Annotated in this window: 18 protein-coding genes; 13 read left to right on the top strand and 5 right to left on the bottom strand. The window is 67.3% G+C overall.

The features are described 5' to 3' along the window. Window positions 1-225 precede the first annotated feature (225 nt). From ACFVUS_RS33220 to ACFVUS_RS33235, 4 genes are read left to right on the top strand one after another with little or no spacing between them, the layout of a single operon-like run. A complete protein-coding gene (locus ACFVUS_RS33220; protein WP_387775702.1) occupies window positions 226-1,374 on the top strand; it encodes a BTAD domain-containing putative transcriptional regulator in 1,149 nt (382 codons plus the stop codon). Between the two features lie 44 nt (window positions 1,375-1,418). After that, on the top strand, window positions 1,419-2,648 hold the full coding sequence (locus tag ACFVUS_RS33225) for a cytochrome P450 (RefSeq protein WP_387775705.1): 1,230 nt from the start codon (window positions 1,419-1,421) through the stop codon (window positions 2,646-2,648). Between the two features lie 53 nt (window positions 2,649-2,701). Then, entirely contained in the window at window positions 2,702-3,271 is a 570-nt protein-coding gene (locus ACFVUS_RS33230; protein ID WP_387775708.1) for a TetR/AcrR family transcriptional regulator, read from the top strand. A 52-nt stretch (window positions 3,272-3,323) separates the two neighbouring features. Continuing rightward, window positions 3,324-3,617 (top strand): chorismate mutase, encoded by a 294-nt coding sequence (locus tag ACFVUS_RS33235; protein WP_387775711.1) that lies wholly within the window; start codon window positions 3,324-3,326, stop codon window positions 3,615-3,617. A gap of 11 nt (window positions 3,618-3,628) precedes the next feature. Here ACFVUS_RS33235 and ACFVUS_RS33240 read toward each other — a convergent pair whose 3' ends face one another. Next, entirely contained in the window at window positions 3,629-4,546 is a 918-nt protein-coding gene (locus ACFVUS_RS33240) for an alpha/beta hydrolase (protein WP_387775714.1), read from the bottom strand. Between the two features lie 7 nt (window positions 4,547-4,553). Continuing rightward, complete coding sequence (locus ACFVUS_RS33245) at window positions 4,554-6,017, bottom strand: flavin-containing monooxygenase (protein ID WP_387775717.1); 1,464 nt, start codon at window positions 6,015-6,017, stop codon at window positions 4,554-4,556. Window positions 6,018-6,156: 139 nt separating this feature from the next. Between ACFVUS_RS33245 and ACFVUS_RS33250 the strand changes: the two genes are divergently transcribed. Continuing rightward, window positions 6,157-7,200, top strand: a complete 1,044-nt coding sequence (locus ACFVUS_RS33250) for an NAD(P)-dependent alcohol dehydrogenase (protein ID WP_387775720.1) — start codon at window positions 6,157-6,159, stop codon at window positions 7,198-7,200. 6 nt (window positions 7,201-7,206) lie between these two features. On the opposite strand, the gene ACFVUS_RS33255 is transcribed toward ACFVUS_RS33250, so the two are convergent. Next, window positions 7,207-8,193 carry a hypothetical protein gene (locus tag ACFVUS_RS33255; protein ID WP_387775723.1) on the bottom strand — a complete coding sequence of 329 codons (987 nt, stop codon included), beginning with the start codon at window positions 8,191-8,193 and terminating at the stop codon, window positions 7,207-7,209. A gap of 283 nt (window positions 8,194-8,476) precedes the next feature. On the opposite strand from ACFVUS_RS33255, the gene ACFVUS_RS33260 reads away from it, so the two are divergent. Further along, the gene (locus ACFVUS_RS33260) at window positions 8,477-9,991 is read left to right on the top strand and encodes an amino acid permease (RefSeq protein ID WP_387775726.1); all 1,515 of its coding nucleotides are present in this window, start codon (window positions 8,477-8,479) and stop codon (window positions 9,989-9,991) included. Between the two features lie 150 nt (window positions 9,992-10,141). Continuing rightward, window positions 10,142-10,432, top strand: a complete 291-nt coding sequence (locus tag ACFVUS_RS33265) for a hypothetical protein (protein ID WP_387778428.1) — start codon at window positions 10,142-10,144, stop codon at window positions 10,430-10,432. 66 nt (window positions 10,433-10,498) lie between these two features. Here the strand turns inward: ACFVUS_RS33265 and ACFVUS_RS33270 are convergent, their stop codons facing one another. Further along, complete coding sequence (locus ACFVUS_RS33270) at window positions 10,499-11,137, bottom strand: DUF305 domain-containing protein (protein WP_387775729.1); 639 nt, start codon at window positions 11,135-11,137, stop codon at window positions 10,499-10,501. 89 nt (window positions 11,138-11,226) lie between these two features. Then, entirely contained in the window at window positions 11,227-11,736 is a 510-nt protein-coding gene (locus ACFVUS_RS33275) for a hypothetical protein (RefSeq protein WP_387775732.1), read from the bottom strand. Between the two features lie 121 nt (window positions 11,737-11,857). On the opposite strand from ACFVUS_RS33275, the gene ACFVUS_RS33280 reads away from it, so the two are divergent. The 6 genes from ACFVUS_RS33280 (at window position 11,858) to ACFVUS_RS33305 (ending at window position 19,553) form a co-directional block, all read left to right on the top strand. Next, window positions 11,858-12,775, top strand: a complete 918-nt coding sequence (locus tag ACFVUS_RS33280; protein WP_387775735.1) for a ribonuclease Z — start codon at window positions 11,858-11,860, stop codon at window positions 12,773-12,775. A 99-nt stretch (window positions 12,776-12,874) separates the two neighbouring features. After that, window positions 12,875-14,551 carry a DUF885 domain-containing protein gene (locus tag ACFVUS_RS33285; RefSeq protein WP_387775738.1) on the top strand — a complete coding sequence of 559 codons (1,677 nt, stop codon included), beginning with the start codon at window positions 12,875-12,877 and terminating at the stop codon, window positions 14,549-14,551. 225 nt (window positions 14,552-14,776) lie between these two features. Then, window positions 14,777-16,240 carry an MDR family MFS transporter gene (locus ACFVUS_RS33290; RefSeq protein WP_387775740.1) on the top strand — a complete coding sequence of 488 codons (1,464 nt, stop codon included), beginning with the start codon at window positions 14,777-14,779 and terminating at the stop codon, window positions 16,238-16,240. A gap of 17 nt (window positions 16,241-16,257) precedes the next feature. Further along, window positions 16,258-17,397 carry a class I SAM-dependent methyltransferase gene (locus tag ACFVUS_RS33295; protein ID WP_387775743.1) on the top strand — a complete coding sequence of 380 codons (1,140 nt, stop codon included), beginning with the start codon at window positions 16,258-16,260 and terminating at the stop codon, window positions 17,395-17,397. A 94-nt stretch (window positions 17,398-17,491) separates the two neighbouring features. Next, entirely contained in the window at window positions 17,492-18,418 is a 927-nt protein-coding gene (locus tag ACFVUS_RS33300; protein ID WP_387778431.1) for an LLM class F420-dependent oxidoreductase, read from the top strand. A gap of 223 nt (window positions 18,419-18,641) precedes the next feature. Continuing rightward, window positions 18,642-19,553, top strand: coding sequence for a Bax inhibitor-1/YccA family protein (locus ACFVUS_RS33305; protein WP_387775746.1), 912 nt, complete (start codon window positions 18,642-18,644; stop codon window positions 19,551-19,553). Window positions 19,554-19,587 lie beyond the last annotated feature (34 nt).

A 19,587-nucleotide genomic window follows, 5' to 3' on the forward strand; every position in this document is an offset into this window, starting at 1 on the left:
TCCCGGTGTGGGGGGGGCCAACCCCCCCGACCACATGGTCGGACTTCTCCGCCGAAAACCACCAATATCCGACCCGGCGTGCTGATTCAGGCCCGGCGCCCCCGCCGTTGCCCCCCCCCCCGGTCCGCATTTTCCGATGCGGCGGATAACAGCCCCACGTGCGGGCGCGAAAAAGCTTAAAGTTGCGGTCGAAAGCCATGGGGGACGGTCGTGAGGAGTTCGACGATGGCCGAGGTGCGCGCACAGGTCGGCGTGCTGGGCCCGGTGCAGCTCACCATCGACGGTGTACCGCAGCAGCTCGGCGGGCCGAAACAGCGTGCGGTGCTGGCCTATCTGGCCATCAACGCGAACCGGCCGGTCTCGGTGGACGCGCTGGCCGCCGCGGTCTGGGAGGAGTATCCGCCCCCGGACGCCCGGGTCAGCCTGCACGCCATCGTCTCCAATCTGCGAAAACCACTGCGCGACGGCGGAATCGACGCGCGCACCATGCTCCAGCACATGGGCACCGGCTATCGCATCGTGGTCGATGACGCCGCCTGCGATGTCTTCCGCTTCCGCACCCGCCGCGAGGTCGGCCTGCGCGCCCTGGCCGCGGGCCGCTTCGCCGCCGCCACCACCGCACTGTCCGAAGCGCTCGCGCAATGGCGCGGCCCCGTCCTGTCCGATCTGCGCGGACTCGGTTTCGCCGACGCCTACGCCGTGGCCCTGGACGATGAGCGCATCGGCGTCATCGAGGCCCGCGCCGAAGCGGATATCGCGCAGGGTCGCGCCGAATCCGTCATCGCCGAACTGGCGCTGCTGGTGCGCGATCACGCACTGCGCGAATCACTCTGGGAGCAGTTGATCACCGCGCTCTACCTGGCCGGACGGCAATCGGACGCCCTCGATGCCGCGCGCCGCCTGCGCGCCACCCTGGCCGAGGAGCTCGGCATCGATCCCGGGCATCGCATTCGTGAACTCGAAGCGCGCATTCTGCGGCAGGACCAGCTGACCGCCGGTGTGGTCGGGGCCGCCTCCGCGACCCGCGCCACCACCATCGTGGATCGCAGCTGGCATGAACCGCAGGCGATCCTGCGCGATCGCGATGGCAATGTGTACCCGATCTCCGGCACCGCGACCCGCATCGGACGACTCTCCGACAATGACATTCCACTGGCCGATGGGCGCGTGAGCAGGCATCACGCGCTCATCGTCGATAACGGCATGACCTACGTGCTCAAGGATCTGCACTCCTCGAACGGCGTGTTCGTCGACGGCGTGCGGGTGGTGGACAGCGCCATCCTGGCCGACGGTGTGCGCTTGCGGATCGGCGATACCGAGTTGACCTTCGTGCTGGTCCGGGCCGCCCGGGACGTGCCCGGCGGCGAAGAGTGAAACCTGTTCTAGACAAAATTGGCTATTTGTCTTACCGTCGAATCATGAGTTCAATGGCGTCTCAGGAAGTTCGATTCGAGCTGATGTCCGGGGAGACCTGGCGTGACCCCTGGCCCACCTACGCGGCATTGCGGGACAACGATCCGGTGCACCGCGTCATCCCCGAGGGGCGCGAGCAGGACGACTTCTACGTGCTGTCCCGGCACGAGGACGTGTACGCGGCCGCGCGCGACCCCGAAACCTATTCCTCCGCAGCCGGATTGACCGTCGACTACATGAGCCTGGAAGCGGCGGGCATTCCGATCCGCCCGTTCGTGTTCATGGATCCGCCCGAGCACACCGACTTCCGCCGCCGCGTCGCGGGCGGATTCACACCGCGCCAGGTGAATTCGGTGGAACCCGCCGTCCGCGCCTTCGTGGTGGAACGCCTGGAACGCCTGCGCGCCGCCGGATCCGGCGATATCGTCGCCGAACTCTTCAAACCGCTGCCGACCATGGTGGTCGCGCACTATCTCGGTGTGCCGGAAGCGGATCGGGACCGATTCGACGAATGGACCTACGCCATCGTCGGCGGCGCGGTGGACGGTGCCAAGATCGCCGCCGGCGGTGAACTGCCCTCCGCGCTCGGTGAGATGGTCGGCTACTTCGCCGAACTCATCGCCCGCCGCCGCGCCGAACCCGGTGACGACACCATCTCGCACCTGCTCGCCTCCGGCCTCGGCGAGGACGGCGACAACGAGGGCATCCTGGCCATTCTCGGCTTCGCCTTCACCATGATCACCGGCGGAAACGACACCACCACCGGCAATCTCGGCGGTGCGGTACAGCTGCTGCACCGGTATCCGGAACAGCGGCGACTGCTCGCCGAACAGCCCGAACTCATTTCCGAGGCGGTGGAGGAATTCCTGCGCATGACCTCACCCGTGCAGGGCCTGGCCCGCGCCACCACGCGCGATGTGGAACTGCACGACACCGTCATTCCCGCCGGGCGCAAGGTACTGCTGCTCTACGGCTCCGCCAATCGCGACGAACGCGAATTCGGCCCCACCGCGGCCGAACTCGACGTGCGCCGCAATCCCAAGCGCATCATGACCTTCAGCCACGGTCACCACCACTGCCTCGGCGCGGCCGCCGCCCGCATGCAGGCCCGCGTCGCGCTGGAGGAACTGCTCACCCGCTGCCCCGACTTCGCCGTCGACCTCGACAATGTCACCTGGTCCAACGGCAACTACGTGCGCTGGCCCATGAGCGTGCCCTTCCAGGCCGTGGCGTGACGATCGCGCCCCGGTAGGGTCGGGCGAACGCTCGAAGGCCGAAGGGAGACAGCATGAGCCGGGACTGGCTGTCCGACGATCGGGCCGACCTGGCCGCCGAACGCATTCTCGACGCGGCGGCGGACCTGTTCGCCGAACGCGGGGTGACCGCGGTCGGCATGGGCGATATCGCCAAGGCGGCCGGATGTTCGCGGGCCACGCTGTACCGGTACTTCGAGAACCGGCAGGCGGTGCGGCTGGCCTTCGTGCACCGCGAAACCCGGCGCATCTCCGCGCGCGTGGTGGATCAGGTGCGCGGTATCGACGATCCGGGCGAGCGGATCATCGCCGCCATGCTGGGGGCCGTGCACCAGGTGCGCGCCGAACCGCTGCTCATCGCCTGGTTCCGGCCCGGCGAGGCGGGCGCGGCCGGGCGCATCAGCCAGGATTCCGAGGTCATCGAATCCATCGCGGCCAATCTTTTCACCCCGACCGGGCTCACCGATCCCGAACGCAGCCGCCTGGCCCGGTGGCTGACGCGCATCATCGTCTCGCTGCTCTCGGCGCCGGGACGCGATGACGACGACGAACGCACCATGCTCGAGGACTTCGTCGTACCGATCATCACCCGCGCCTTCGCCTGAGCAGGGGAGCGGCCGCGCTTTCGTACCGGTCGCCCGGCTAAGGTCTGCAATCGTGTCCGCTCCAGAATCGCTCGCCGAAGTCCGCACTCGCATCGACGCCCTCGACGGGGAACTGACCCGATTGCTGGCCGAGCGGCAGCGCCTGGTGCGCGCCGCCGCCGGATTCAAGAAGGATGAGCAGGCCGTGCGCGCCCCCGATCGGGTGGAGCAGGTCGTCGCGCTCGCCCGGGAACGCGCCGCGGCCGCCGGACTGGAACCCGCTGTCGCGGAAGCCGTATGGCGGGCCATGATCGGCGCGTTCATCACCCTCGAACTCGACACCCACGCCGAGATCGGCCGCGGCTGAGCAGGTTTCGGTCAGTGCGTGGCGCGGTACCCGGTGCGATGACCGTAGATGCCCTCCGCGAGCATGGCGGCCAGATCGCCGACGGCCGCGCGTGCGGGTTTCATGGGCATGGCGTGAAATACGTGCCAGAGTTTGCGATACTCCCGATGCCGCAGGGGCGCACCGGCTTTCGCCGCCATATCGGCCAGGCGGCGGCCGTCGCCCGATAGCGGATCATCGGTGGCCGAGTGCAGCACGATCGGGGGCAAGCCGGTGAGGTCGCCGTATATCGGGGACAGTGCCCGGCGTTGCTCGGCCGGGACACCCGGCAGATAGCCGTCCAGGCATTTCGCGATCACCTCGGGGGTGAGCAGCGGTTCGCGGGTGGGACCGCAGTGGAAGGCCGCCGAATCCGGTGAGAAATCCATCAGCGGGCAGATCATGCCGAGCACCGCCGGAGCGGGCAGGGCCTGGTCCCGGATGCGCAGGCCGAGCTCCAGCGTGAGTCCGCCGCCCGCCGAATCACCCGCTACCGCAATACGTTCCGAAGGAATTCCGCGCGCCAGCAGGGCACGATAGGCAGCCACCGCGTCCTCGATGGGTGCGGGATGTGGATGCTCCGGGGCGAGCCGGTAGTCGAGCGCGTAGACGGTGGTGTTCATATCCACCGCGAGTGGCCCGGTGAGCGGCCGCATCATCTTGGGACTGCCCATGACGAACCCGCCGCCGTGCAGGTAGAGCACGGCCGCATCGGCCGGAGCCGTTGCCGGCGTGAGTATTTCGACCGGCAGACCCGCCAGCCATCCGGCGGTCACGCGCACGCCTTTGCCCGCGCTCGCCGAAGTCGTGCTCACGGTGGCGCGGCGGCGCACCTCCACCCAGTCCGGGGCCGCGCCGAACCACCACGCACCCACGGCGCGGGACATCAAGCGGGTCAGGGAAATCAGCACCGGGCACTCACTTCTCGCTCAGGGCCGGGCGGCCCAGATGGTAATCGACGGGATCGGGTCGCCGCCGGATTCGCTTCTCGTACTGGTTCGGACTCCACGGCCACAGCTCCGGCATCCCGTCCGCGCCGAGATACCAGCTCCGGCACCCGGTGGTCCACACCGTGCTGGGGGCGGCCGCGCGCATCATGGCGTTGTAGCGGTTCGTGGCGGCCGCGGTCGGCGCGATGGTCGCGAATTCGCCTGCGCGCCACCGCCGCAGCCAGCCGACAATGCGCTCGGACTGCGCCTCTGCGACCGCGGTCAACGGGTGGTTGGCGAACGGGCTGTGCGGCCCGACCAGCATGAACAGATTCGGGAAGTCCGGCATCATCACGCCCTCGAAGGCGCGCGGGCCATCCGCCCACGCCTGATCCAGGGTGCGGCCACCGGTACCGGTGATCGCCATCGGCCGCATGAACGCGTGCGAATCGAATCCCGTTGCCAGCACCAGGATATCGAGCTCGTGCAGCTCGCCGTCGGCGGTCACCACCCCGGTATCCTGCACGTGATCGATTGCGCTGGTGACCAATTCGACGTCCGATCGCTGCACCACGCGGTAGAAGCGATCCGAGACCACCAGCCGCTTGCACATGGCCTGATAGTCCGGTGTCAGTTTGCGGCGCAGCTCGGGATCCTGGACCGACCGCAGATTTCGCGCCACCACCCACTGAATGAACGAGCGCATCCGGCCCGGATGTACCAGCCCCTGCGAGAAGGCCGCGAAGAAGCCGCGATTCACCTGATACGCCGCGCTGCCCAGCAATGGCAGTCGCCGATAGAGCCGCTTGGTCAAGCCCCGGTACCGCTTGTTGACGGTCGGCAGAATCCACTGCGGAGTCCGCTGGAACATCACCACCTTCGGCACCTTGCCGCCCAGCTCGCTGACCAATTGCGTTCCGGTGGAACCGGATCCGATCACCCCGATGCGCTTGCCGGTCAGCTCGACCGCGTGATCCCAGCGCGCGGAGTGCATGAGGGTCCCGGTGAAATCATCCAGGCCCGCGATATCCGGTCGATTCGGCCGATGCAGGAATCCCGTTGCGCACAAAACGAAGTCGAAGATCCGCTCCGCGCCGTCGGAGGTGTGCACCTGCCACGCGGCGCCGTCGAACCGTGCGCCGACCACCTCCACCCCGAACCGGGTATGTGCGGGCAGTCCGTGCTCGCGCGCCACCCCGGCGAGATAGTCCCGAATCTCCGGCCCGGCCGAATACAGTTGGGACCATTGCGGATTCATCGCGAAGGTGAACTGGTAATAGCGCGAGGGCACATCGCACACCAGTCCGGGATAGGTATTGTCGCGCCAGGTGCCACCGTAATCGGCGGCCTTCTCGAAGATCGTGAAGTCGGTGAATCCGGCCCGCCGCAGGGCCACCCCCATACAGATGCCGGAGATTCCGGCGCCCACCACAGCGATACGTGGTTCGTTCATGCGACCGCAGCCTAGGTTCTCGTCCCGCTGTCCGGGATCCTTTTCGGGATATCGGTAGACATCCCGTCATTCGTTAGACGGACTGTATAGCGAGTGCTAGCGTGTGCGCCAGATCACCAGCTCGAGTCAAGGAAGAAATATGCGAGCACTCCAGTGGACCGGCCCCGAAAAAGTCGCGGTCAACGACATTCCGGTCCCCGATATCGGTCCCAATGATCTGCTGCTGCGGGTCGGCGCCGCCGGTGTCTGCCACTCGGATGTGACCCTGGTGAACTTCCCGTACCAAATACGCGAGGAACCGCTCACCATCGGCCACGAGATCGCGGGCACCGTCGAGGCCATCGGCTCCCATGTGAACGGCCGCGAGGTCGGCGAACGCGGACTCGTCTACCTGTTCTGGACCTGCGGCGTCTGCCGCGAATGCGTCAGCGGCAATGAGAACGTCTGCATCGCGGCCGGACGCGTCGCCATGCCGCCCACCCCCGGCCTCACCGCCGAGGGCGGAATGGCCGAGTACGTGCGCATTCCGGCCAGCGCCTTCGTGCCGATCGGGGATCTGGACTTCCTGCAGGCCGCACCTGTCGCCGATGCGGCGCTGACCGCGTACCACGCCATTCGCGGTGCGCGAGATGTGTTGCGCCCCGGCGGAACCGCCGTCGCCATCGGCATCGGCGGACTCGGCCATGTCGCCGTGCAGATTCTCCAGGCCATCACCGGCGTACGGGTCATCGCCGTCGATGTCAGTCAGGACAAACTCGATCTCGCCGCCAAATGCGGTGCGGACCTGGGCATTCTGTCCGGTGCGGACACCTCGAAGCAGATTCTGGAGCTCACCGGCGGACGCGGCGCGGAAGCGGTGTTCGACTTCGTCGGCATCGACGCCACCGCGAAGATGTCGGTCGAGAGCGTCGCGCCCAATGGCGCGTACCGCATGATCGGCATCGGCGGCGGTACCCCGCCGGAGATCAATGCCGGTGCCGCGGGCGGGCCGTTCCTGCCCTGGGGTGCGACGGTGCGAAAGTCGCTGGGCGGCACCAGGGGTGACCTCTACGACTGCGTCGGTCTCGCCCAGGCGGGCAAACTGCATGTCGAGGTCGAGCGCTTCGATCTCGCCGACGGCGCGGAAGCCTTGCGCCGCTTGGACAGTGGCGAGATCAACGGCCGCGCGGTGCTGGTGCCCTGACCGGATTCACCGCTTCGGAAAGCGGCGTTCCAGCCAGGCACGGGTCTTGGCGCTCGGCGCGTGCGCCACGATCGCGCGTCGCACCTCCGGCGTGAAATACGCCGAAAGCGCTGGGAGCCGCTGCCGTCCGGGCCAGCTCGCCAGATAGCGGACCGCACCCGTCAGGGCGCGGTCCGCGGGTGTGTCCGCCCCCGTGCGCACCGCCGCCCCCGGCGCCGCGTGCTCGGTCGCGCCCGTCGCCTCGCGACCCGTCGGGTCCGCCGCCACGCGACCCGTCGCGTCCGCCACCGCCCGTGCGACATCCGCGGGCTCCTCCTGATCCAGCAATTGCGCCGGAACCGCCTCGTGCGTCGGATATCCCGAGGAGTTCGCGGTCCCCGAGCCGTACCAGATGAGCAGTCGCAGGATTCGATCGACCGGATCTGGATAACCGGATAGCAGGCGGTCGCGCACCTGCGCCAATTCGGGCTCGAGCAGCGGCACGCCGCGATCGGTGGTCTCGAGGAACATGGCGGTGTAGTCGGTGATCAGCTCAGGGATATCGGCCGTCCAGCGGCGGCGGGCATGCCCGGCCGCATCGGCGCGGCGCTGGGCGGCCCGGAATTCGCGCAGCGGCCAGGTGACCCCGCGCACCGCCAGCCACTCCAGTGAGCGCGCGCTATCGCGCAGGATGGCGTCATCGTGCCAGCCGCCCCAGCGCGCGGCATCGTCCCAGCGCACCGAATCACCGTGGTGCAGGGTCACTCCGGTCAGTTCGCGACCGGCGGCGTCGAGGAAGACGAAGGACACGTCGCCGAAGCACATGCAGGACATTCCGGGTGCGTCGGTGACCCGCAGCGCCTCGCGCAGCGCCTGCACGGCAACCGGGTCGCGCTCCACCAGTAGCGAGCGGGCATCACCGCGCATCTCCCGGATCTGCACCGCGCGGGCATCGGCCAGCACGCGGTCCAGCGCCGCCCGATCACCCGTGGCGCGCCCGCCCCCGTCCTGCATACCAAACCCTAACGGGACCGGCCGGTTCCGGGTGCGAGGTCCTTCGAACCGCATTCTGGCGAATGTTGTCCGTCCAGTTGCTGAACTGGTTCGTACCAGTGGGTGATACGGTTCGGTGTGACGCCGACAACTCAGATCTCGCCCCGAGATCGAGAGCACCGACCGGGGCAGGACCAGGGTTTCTGTCTGCCGGTCACATGCGAAGGCGAATGAATCAGGTGCCGGGCGTTGCACGTCCGACGCCAACTGCATTGTTGCCGAGAAGTCAGACATAGGAGACACAGTGGCGATATCGGATCCCCAGTCGGGAGCGCCCGGAGAACTGTCCCCCCGTGAGCGCGGGTTGTTCCGCACCAAATCCGTCGAACAGTCCATGCGCGACACCGACGAACCCGATGCCAAACTCCGCAAAGACCTGACCTCCTGGGACCTCACCATCTTCGGCGTGGCCGTGGTCGTCGGCGCGGGTATCTTCACCCTCACCGCGCGCACCGCGGGCAACCTCGCCGGACCGGCGGTATCGCTGGCCTTCGTCTTCGCCGCCGTCGCCTGCGGCCTGGCCGCGCTCTGCTACGCCGAATTCGCCTCCACCGTGCCGGTCGCGGGCAGCGCGTACACCTTCTCCTACGCCACCTTCGGCGAGATCGTCGCCTGGATCATCGGCTGGGACCTCATTCTGGAATTCGCGCTCGGCACCTCGGTCGTGGCCAAGGGCTGGTCGCAATACCTCGGCGTCGTCATGGGCGGACGCCAGCCCATCTGGCACTTCGGCTCGATCAAATTCGATTGGGGCGCGGTACTTCTCATCGCCGTGCTGGCCGTACTGCTGGCCCTGGGCACCAAGCTCTCCTCGCGCGTCTCGGCGGTGGCCGTGGCCATCAAGCTGGCCGTCATCGCCCTGGTCGTCGTGGTCGGCGCGACCTACTTCAAGGCCAGCAATCTGAAGCCGTTCATCCCCGAATCGGTGCCCAACAACGACTCCGGCACCGGCAAACTGCATCAGACCCTGTTCCAGCTCGTCACCGGCGGCGGCCACAGCAGCTTCGGCTGGTACGGCCTGCTCGCCGCGGCCAGCATCGTGTTCTTCGCCTTCATCGGCTTCGACGTGGTCGCCACCGCCGCCGAGGAGACCAAGGATCCGCAGCGCAATGTGCCGCGTGGCATTCTCGGCTCGCTCGCCATCGTCACCGTGCTGTACGTGGTGGTCTCGCTGGTGCTGACCGGCATGGTGTCCTACAAGGATTTGCAGGGCGATGACGCCACCCTGGCCACCGCGTTCGCCATCAACGGCGTCACCTGGGCCAAGAACCTGATCTCCATCGGCGCGCTGGCCGGACTCACCACCGTGGTCATGGTGCTGTTCCTGGGTCAGACCCGCGTGCTGTTCGCCATGGCCCGCGACGGGCTCATGCCGCGCAAGCTGGCCAAGACCGGACCCAAGGGCACCCCGGTGCGGATCACCGTCATCGTCGGCGTCATCTGTGCGGTGCTCGCCGGATTCGTGGACTTCGGCACGCTCGAGGAAATGGTCAATATCGGCACGCTCTTCGCGTTCGTGCTGGTGTCCATCGGTGTGGTCGTACTGCGCCGCAGCCGTCCCGACCTGCCGCGCGGCTTCCGGGTGCCGCTGGTCCCGCTGGTGCCGATCCTGTCCGTGATCGCCTGCGCCTGGCTCATGTTCAACCTGTCCGTGGAGACCTGGCTGCGGTTCGTGATCTGGATGGCGATCGGTTTCGTCATCTACTTCGTCTACAGCCGCAAGCACTCCCTGCTCGGCAAGGCGAATGCCGATCGATAACTGAACAGCCGCTCGAGTTCGCTGCCGGTGGTGTGTCGTCATGACTCGACCTGGCGGGATGAGGTTCAATTGCACTCACTAGTGAGAGTTGCGCCACAAGTTCCGCCCTGTCAGCACCACCTCAGCATTCGAGAGGAACCGATCGTGAGCATGCTCCTCGCCGCCGTGCACGAGACCTACACGACCGTGGTCGCGCAGATAGGCAATCCGACCCCGGAGACCCCACCGGTCGCGGACAAGCTGATGAAACTCGTTCGCTACTTCACCTGGTTCACCATGCTGTCGGGCGTCACCGCCATCACCTACGGCGGCGGCCGTTTCGCCTGGGAGAAGTGGAGCGGCGGCGGGCTGGAATCGCCGAAGATGGTGGCGGGAGCCATGATCGGCGGCGCGACGGCCACCAGCGCGGGAACGATCATGAACACGGTCATCGGCAGCTGACTCGGCTGCGGCTCGAACACCCGACGGGTGCACCGGATTCCGGTGCACCCGTTGCGTTTTCCGGGACTAGGACTGGCCGAGCATCCGGTTCATCTGATCGATTTCGGCCTGCTGACTCGTGACGATGGCCTGGGCCATCGCCTTGGACTCGGCATTGCCGCCGCCCGCGAGCTCGGTATTCGCCATATCGATCGCACCCCTGTGATGCTCGATCATCATCTGCGCCCACATCTTGTCGAAGTCCGGGCCGGACAGCTTCGCCAGCGCGGTCATCTGATCGGCGGTCATCATTCCGGCCATACCCTCGTGGCCCATGGTGGCGCTCGGCGCACCCTTGCCGAAGGCCTGGAGCAGCGTGGTGATCTGCTGCATCTCCGGGGATTGCGCCTGCTCCACATTCTTTGCGAGCGTGATCAACTCCGGATTCTGCGAGCGCGAGGGCACCAGCTTCGCCATCTCGACCGCCTGCGCGTGATGCGGGTACATCATCTGCAGGAAAGTCACGTCCGCGGCATTGAAATCGGTGCGGGTGGCGGGCTGCGCGGAGGTCGGCATAGCGCCGCCGTGGTTCATGCCCGGCATGGATGCGCTGGTGGTCTCGGGTGCCGAGTTGGATGAATCATTGCTGCTACAGCCCGCGGCGATGACCGCGATGGCGGCGGTACCGGCAATGACGGCGAGCTTGATACGGCTGATGGTGAACATGGTTGAACTCCTTGGCAATTGCGGAGGAAGAGAAAATGGGCATGCGAAAGCGCGCGTCCGCGTGTGGAATACGCGGTTGCGGCGGCCCATCAGATCCGCAGAATCGCCAATTCGGCCAGGGATGGCACCGTCCACGGGGGTGGGCGGGCGCGGTGCGGGGGTAGCCCGCGCACCTTGGTCGCGGCGGTTTCGCGCTGCCGCACACCGAACCAGCCCAGCAGGGCCAGCCCGAGTGCGAGTAGCAGTGCGGTCAAAACGAAGACGCAACCGTGCAATCCGGCGTGGCCGTCGCAGTCGCCGCCGCAGCCGGGCATGGTCTGCTCGTGTGCGGTGCTCATGGTGAGAGGCGTGGCAACGGCCATGGTGACCGGTTCGGGCATGGCAGCCGCGAGCGGATTGGACATGTCGGCCGGGAGCGGATTGGACATGTCGGCCGGGAGCGGTGCGGTCGTATGCGTGCCCGAGCCCATATGGCTCATTTCGCCCGAACCGCCGCCCATGCCGATGACCACCGCGTGCATGATCGCGATTCCGGCGAGCAGGGTGAACAGGCCGAATGCCCGGGTCAACCGGGTTCCGAGGGCCTGTTGTTCCACCACGACGGCCATTCTAGTGCCGGGTGTCGCGGCGGCCGCGATACCCCCTCCTGGTATTGCCGCAAGGCGCGCCCGGGAACGCGCCGCCCTGAGGAAGTCACCGTCGACCGGTAGCCTGACGCCCGTGTCACAGCGCGAACTGGTCATTTTGGGAACAGCCAGTCAGGTACCGACCAAACAGCGCAATCACAATGGCTATCTGCTGCGCTGGGATGGCGAAGGCCTACTGTTCGACCCGGGGGAGGGCACGCAGCGGCAGATGATCTACGCCGGGGTCTCGGCCACCGACCTCACCCGCATCGGCATCACGCATTTCCACGGGGATCACAGCCTCGGGCTGGCGGGCGTGGTGCAGCGGATCAGCCTGGACAAGGTGCCGCATCCGGTCGATGTGTATTACCCGGCGTCGGGCGAGGAGTACTTCCAGCGGCTGTGCACCTCCACGGCCTATCACCAGACCGGTGAGCTGCGCCCGCATCCGATCACGACGGCGGGTGAATTGGCCGCGCCCGGAGCGCCTTTCACATTGCGCACCGCACCACTCTCCCATCCGGTGGAGGCATTCGGTTATCGGCTCACCGAAGCCGACGGACGGCGCATCGTGCCGGAGCGACTGCGCGAACTCGGGCTGTCCGGGCCGGTGGTCGGGCGACTACAGCGCGACGGCGAAGTGGAAATCGACGGGCGCACCGTCTATCTCGACGAGGTCAGTGAACTGCGCCGGGGCCAGAGCTTCGCGTTCATCATGGACACCCGCATGTGCGACGGCGTGCACGAACTGGCGGCGGGGGTGGACATGCTGGTCATCGAGGCCACCTTCGTCGACGCCGATACCCATCTGGCCACCGAGTTCGGCCATCTCACCGCCGGGCAGGCGGGCGAGGTCGCGGCCCGTGCGGGGGCGCGGACCCTGGTCCTGACCCACTTCTCCCAGCGCTATCGCTCACTCGACGACCATCTGTCCGAGGCGCGCAAGGAATTCGACGGGGAGATAGTCGTCGCGGAGGACCTCATGCGAATTCCGGTGCCGCCCCGGCATTGAGCGATGCCCTCCGGTCTCCTGGCGGTGGCCGGAAGTCGCAGGGGTGCGAAGTCGGGCTGAGCGTTTCGGTCCGAGTTATGCGCGGGCATGATGGGTTGCATGGATGCGCACGAGGAACTCATCGCCCTTGCCGACCGGTACTGGGATGCCATGCTGGAGTCCGCGCCCAGTGAAGCAACACTGTTGGGGGACAGGCGATTCGACGATCGGATCGAGGATCTGTCCGAGGCCGCCGAACAGCGGTTGCTGGGTGTGTGGCGCGAGTTGATTACCGAGGTCGACGCCCTCGATCCCGAGCTGTTGAACGCCGAGGACCGGGTCACCCGCAGCCTGTTGCGCACCGAATTGGTGTCCGCGGCGGCCCAGCTGGAATGGCGGCCGGTGGAGCTGGCCTCCGATCAGATGACCGGTGTGCACGCGGGCCTGCTCACCATGGCCCCGCAGCTCAACGCGCCCGCACCGGAGAACGCGCTGGCGCTGGTCGAGCGCTTCCGGCAGTTCGGCGCGCTCGTCGACCAGGCGGTCGCGCGCTTCCGGGCCGGGCTGGCCGCCGGGCGCACGCCCGCGCGCATCACCATCGAGCGTTCGCTCAATCAGCTCGACGGATATCTGGCCTCCGATATCGAGACCGATCCGTTCGCCACCTTCGCCGGTCCCGCCGAGTGGGATGGTGAAAAGGCTTGGCGTGCAGACCTGGCCGAGGTGGTGCGCGAGGTGATCCGTCCCGCCTTCGCCGAATACCGCAGGGTGCTCGCCGAGGAGCTGCTGCCGGTGGCTCGCCCCGACGACCAGCCCGGCCTGTGCTGGCTCGGTGACGATGGTGCGGACATCTACGGTCGGCTGCTGCGCCGGCACACCACGCTGCCCGATCTGGGCGCGGAGGAGATCCATCAGCTCGGGCTGGACGAATTGGCCGGGCTGCGTACCGAATACGCAGAGATCGGCGCGCGGCTGTTCGGTCTGAGCGAGCAGAGCGAGATCTTCGACCGGCTGCGCGAGGATTCGGCGCTGCGCTACGGCGACCGCGAGGAGATCATGGTCGACGCGCGCGCCTGCCTGGCCGCCGCCAATGTCGAAATGGGCAAATGGTTCGGCCGGTTGCCCGTGCAGTCCTGCGATATCGTGCCGGTCCCGGATTTCCTCGCGCCGGACGCGCCCGCGGCCTACTACTTCCCGCCCGCGGCGGACGGCTCGCGGCCCGGCGCGTACTTCGTCAACCTGCATGATCCCAAGGAACGCAACAGGTATGAGACCGCGGCGGTCGCGTACCACGAGGCCATTCCGGGTCACCATCTCCAGTTGACCATCGCCAATGAGCTGGACCATCTGCCGCGCTTCCAGCGCATGTCCTTCTCCAATACCGCGTTCGTGGAGGGCTGGGCCCTCTACACCGAACGCCTGGCCGACGAAATGGGTTTGTACCCGGACGATCTGGCCCGCATCGGCATGCTCGCCGCCGACTCCTGGCGCTCCTGCCGCCTGGTTGTCGACACCGGTCTGCACGCCAAGGGCTGGACCCGGCAGCAGGCCATCGACTTCATGGTCGCCAATGCCCCGGTCGGCGTGGAGGAGATCCGCACCGAGGTGGATCGCTATATCGCCATGCCGGGTCAGGCCGTCGCCTACAAGGTCGGTCAGCTCGAGATCCGTCGTCAGCGTGCGGCGGCACAGGAACGTCTGGGCGCGGACTTCGATATCAAGAACTTCCATGACGTGGTGCTGAGCTCCGGCTCGGTCAGCCTTCCCGTCCTACGTGAGCTCGCCGGATCGCTCTGATCCGGCGCCCGGCGCGAGCCGCTCCCGCAGACGCGGCTCGCGCCCCGGTCTCGCACCGCGCCGATATCAGCCTCGCACCGTGCCGATATCGGCCTCGCCCATGGCATTTCGCCCGGGACATGAGCCGGCGTCCCGGAATGCGAGCTATTTCACCGAGAGCGGAATAGCCGGGCGGTTTCTGTGTTCGACTCAACTGTTGAGTTGAGCTAACGAAAGGGGTTGCCCGTGACGGCGACCGAATCGGTGTCGGGCATCGGGTTGCGATCGGAGCGCGGTCCGGTGCTGGCCGCGATCATGCTGGCGACCTCGCTGGTGGCGCTCGATTCGACGGTGATCGCCACCGCGGTGCTGACGATCACCGATCAGCTGGGCGGATTTTCGCAGTTCCCTTGGCTTTTCAGCATCTATCTGCTGGCGCAGGCCGTGACGGTGCCGATCTACGGCAAGCTCGCCGATATGGTGGGCCGGAAACCGGTGATGCTCTTCGGAATCGCCGTGTTCGCCCTCGGATCGCTGCTGTGCGGCATCGCCACCAGCATGATCGGGTTGATCATCTTCCGGGCCATTCAGGGCATCGGCGCGGGCGCGGTGGGGCCGATGGCCATCACCATCGCGGGCGATATCTACACCGTGCGCGAACGCGCCAAGGTGCAGGCGTACCTGGCCAGCGTGTGGGCGGCGTCCTCGGTGCTCGGGCCGCTGCTGGGCGGGGTGTTCTCCGAGTACGTCAGCTGGCGCTGGATCTTCCTGATCAATCTGCCGCTCTCGGCCGTGGCGGCCTGGATGATCCTACGCAAGTTCACCGAAAGCACTCCGCGGGAACACCATCGGATCGACTATCTGGGCGCGGGGCTGCTCACCATCGGCGCGGGCGGGCTCATGCTGGCGCTGCTGGAGGGCGGTCAGGCCTGGACGTGGACCGCGCCACCGAGCCTGGGTCTCTTCGCGGGCGGCACGCTGATGCTCGTCCTGTTCGTGCTGGTCGAGCGCAAGGCCGCGAATCCGATTCTGCCGCTGTGGGTTTTCACCCGCCGCATCCTCGTCGCGAGCAGCCTGGTCTCGCTGCTGGTGGGCGCGATATTGCTCGGACTCACCTCGTACGTGCCGACTTTCGCGCAGGGCGTGCTCGGCGCCGGTGCGCTGATCGCGGGTCTCACCGCCGGTGCGCTCACCATGGGCTGGCCGCTCACCGCCTCGCAGGCCGGAAAGGTGTACCTGCGCATAGGCTTCCGTGCCACCTCGGTCATCGGCAGCGTGCTCGCCGCGCTGGGCGCGGCCACATTGCTGCTGGTGAACGCGGATTCCAGCCTGCTACAGGTGGCGCTGGGCTGTTTCGTGGTGGGCGCGGGCATGGGCCTGGTGGCCAGTCCGACCCTGATCGCCGCGCAGTCCAGCGCCGAATGGTCCGAGCGCGGCGTGGTCACCTCCACCAATATGTTCGCGCGCTCCATCGGCAGCGCGCTCGGCGTGGCGGTGTTCGGCGCACTGGTGAATTCGCGCATCGGCAGTACCGATCATCCGGCCCCGCAAGACCTCTCACCCGCCATCCACCTCGTATTCCTCGGTGTGGCGGCCATGGCGGTGGTCATGATCGGGGCGGCCGCGATCATGCCGAAAACCGATCGCGCAACGCCCGGGCAAACGCTTATCAAGCCGGAAACCCGGCCCGATGGGACGGTTCGGCAATGATCTAGCACACTGTAGGTGTGGTTGAGGTCGAGGACGTGCTGAGCCGATTGCGGCGGTATCCGGATGTAGAGGCGGTGAACCTCTACGCGGTCGACGCCGCCGATCGACTACTACTCGACGAGGCGGCCGAGGCGCTGGCCGCCGCGGGTGACGATCGGGTGGCCGTGATCGACGACGGGTACGGCGCACTCACCCTCGGCGCCGCCGCCGCATATGATCTGCGCGGTCTGCGGGTGCATCAGGATTTGCTGACCGGTGAACTGGCACTGGCCAATAACGCGCGCCAGGTCGGGCTCACCGATCGCTACGATGTGTGCGAGCTCGGTGAACGCCTGCTCGCGGATGTCCGAGTCGTGTTGTGGCGCTTGCCGCGTGCGCTGTCCGGCATCGCCGAGACGGCCGATGCCATCGCTCGTTACGCGGCACCGGATGTCCGGGTGTACGCGGGCGGCCGGGACAAATACCTCACCCCGGCGATGAATGCCGTTCTGGCCGAATCCTTCGGTTCGGTGCAGGCCAGTCGAGGCCGCCAGAAATCCCGGGTGCTGCTGGCCACCGATCCGAAACCGGTTGGTGAACAGCGCTTTCCGCTGCGCAATCAACTCGACGAGTATGAGCTGGAAGTGGTCGCGCACGGCGCCGCCTTCTCCGGTTCGCGCCTGGATATCGGCACCCGCTTCCTGCTGGACTACCTCAAGCGAATGAAGCCCGACGCCCGCGATGCCATCGATCTCGGTTGCGGCACCGGCATTCTCGCGGTCGCGCTGGCCAAGGCGCGGCCCGGCATCCGGGTCATCGCCACCGATCAGTCCGCGGCGGCGGTCGCCTCCACCCGGGCCACGGCCGCGGCGAACGAGGTGGCCGATCGGATCACCGTGCTGCGCGATGACGCCATGTCCAGCGCCCCGGACAACAGCGCGGATCTGGTCGTCTGCAATCCGCCCTTCCATGTCGGCGCGGCCGTGCACACCGGTTCGGCCATCAAGATGTTCTCCGAGACCGGCCGGGTGCTGCGCCCGGGCGGTGAACTCTGGACCGTCTACAACACCCACCTCAACTACCGGGGTGTGATGGAACGCCTGGTCGGCAAGACCGAGGTGATCGGCCGCAACCGCAAGTTCACGGTCACTCGCTCGGTGCGCGGCCTGCACACCTGAGCGTGCGACGGCCGCGCACCCGGAGTCCGCGGCCCCGGCCGACCGGCCACCGCACGCCCGGCGACCGACCAGCACAATGGTGGGCATGGGACGAATTGATCTTCGTATCTTCACCGAACCCCAGCAGGGCGCGAGCTACGACACCCTGCTGACCGTGGCCAAGGCCACCGAGGACCTGGGCTACGACGCCTTCTTCCGCTCCGATCACTACCTCGCCATGGGCAGCGCCGACGGCCTGCCCGGTCCGACCGACGCCTGGATCACCCTGGCCGGTCTGGCCCGCGAGACGAAGCGCATTCGCCTCGGCACCCTGGTCACCGCCGCCACCTTCCGCCTGCCCGGCGTGCTGGCCATCCAGGTCGCACAGGTCGACGCCATGTCCGGCGGCCGCGTCGAATTCGGTTTGGGCGCAGGCTGGTACGAGGGCGAGCACACCGCGTACGGCATTCCGTTCCCCGCCGACAAGTTCCCGCGCTACGAGGAGCAGTTGGCGATCATCACCGGTCTGTGGCGCACCCCGGCGGGGGAGACCTTCTGCTTCGACAGCGAGCACTACACGCTGAAGGACTCACCCGCCCTGCCCAAGCCCGCGCAGTCGAAGATCCCGGTGGTCATCGGCGGTATGGGAGCCAAGCGCACCCCGCGCATCGCGGCGAAGTACGCCGATGAGTTCAATGTGCCGTTCCAATCCGCCGAGACCTGCGCCGAGCAGTTCGAGCGGGTGCGCCGCGCGGCCAAGGACGCCGGCCGCGATCCGCAGGAGATCACCTTCTCCAATGCCCTGGTGGCCTGTGTCGGCGCGACCGATGCCGAGGTGGAGCGGCGCGCGGCCGCCATCGGCCGGGATGTGGACGAGCTGAAGGCCAACGGCCTCGCGGGCAGCCCGGAGGAAGTGGTCGACAAGATCGGCCGTTATGCCGAGATCGCCGGTACGACCCGCGTCTACCTGCAAATTCTGGATCTGGACGATCTCGATCACCTGGAGTTGATCGCCGATCGGGTGATGAGTCGACTGGGCTGAGCCAACCTTCTCGAGTGCAGGATCCGTAGGGCGGTTCGGCCCGGCCGGGTGACCGAATCGGGCGTATTTCCAGTCCGACCGGTCGGCATACAGGGTAAAGCTCGGGTAAAGTCCACTGTGTCCGATCCGTGGCGGTTCGGGAACTCGCCATAGCCACCTCACGTTGGACAGGTAGAACGAGGCCGCGACATTCGCCGGCCGCGACTCCAGAAAGGGAAGCGCCTTGCGCACCACTTCCAACCCGGTCTTCCGGAACTTGTCGCCGCAGCAGAACGGCGGCTACGCCGGCTTCGGCTCGGCCCCCACTGGAGCCGGGCCGTCCGCACCTCAGTACGGTCAGCAGCCGCCGCAATACGGTCAGACGCAGTATGGTTCGCAGCCGCCCATGTACCCGCCGACCGGCGGTTACGGTCAGCAGCCCTACCAGCCCGCGGTCCCGACCACCCGGCCCATGACCATCGACGATGTGGTCACCAAGACCGGTATCACGCTCGGCGTGGTCACCGTCGCGGCGATCATCTCCTACGCGCTCACCGCGGCCAACCACAACCTGGCCGCACCGCTGGCCCTCGGCGGCGCGCTCATCGGCTTCGTGCTGGCCATGGTCGTCAGCTTCGGCCGCAAGTACAACCCGGCCCTGGTGCTCAGCTACGCGGCGTTCGAGGGCCTGTTCCTCGGTGCGCTGTCGTTCATGTTCACCAATATCTCGTTCGGCGGCGCGGGCGGCTCCGGGCTGATCGCGCAGGCGGTACTCGGCACCTTCGGCGTGTTCTTCGGCATGCTGATCGTGTACAAGACCGGCGCCATCCGGGTCACCCCGCGCTTCACCCGCATGATGGTCGGCGCCATGATCGGCGTGCTGGTGCTCATCGTCGGCAACCTGGTCGCGGGCATCTTCACCCCCGGCGGCTTCGGCCTGCGGGACGGCGGCCCCATCGCCATCATCTTCAGCCTGGTCTGCATCGGCATCGCGGCCTTCAGCTTCCTGCTGGACTTCGACGCCGCCGATCAGATGATCCGCGCCGGTGCGCCCGAAAAGGCCGCGTGGGGCGTGGCATTCGGCCTGACCGTCACCCTGGTCTGGCTGTACGTCGAGATCCTGCGCCTGCTGTCGTACTTCAACAGCAATAACTAGCGCTCGAAATACGAAGGGCGGGTACCGGTTTCCG

The sequence above is a fragment of the Nocardia sp. NPDC058058 genome, from assembly GCF_042885355.1.
Classification (GTDB): Bacteria; Actinomycetota; Actinomycetes; order Mycobacteriales; family Mycobacteriaceae; genus Nocardia.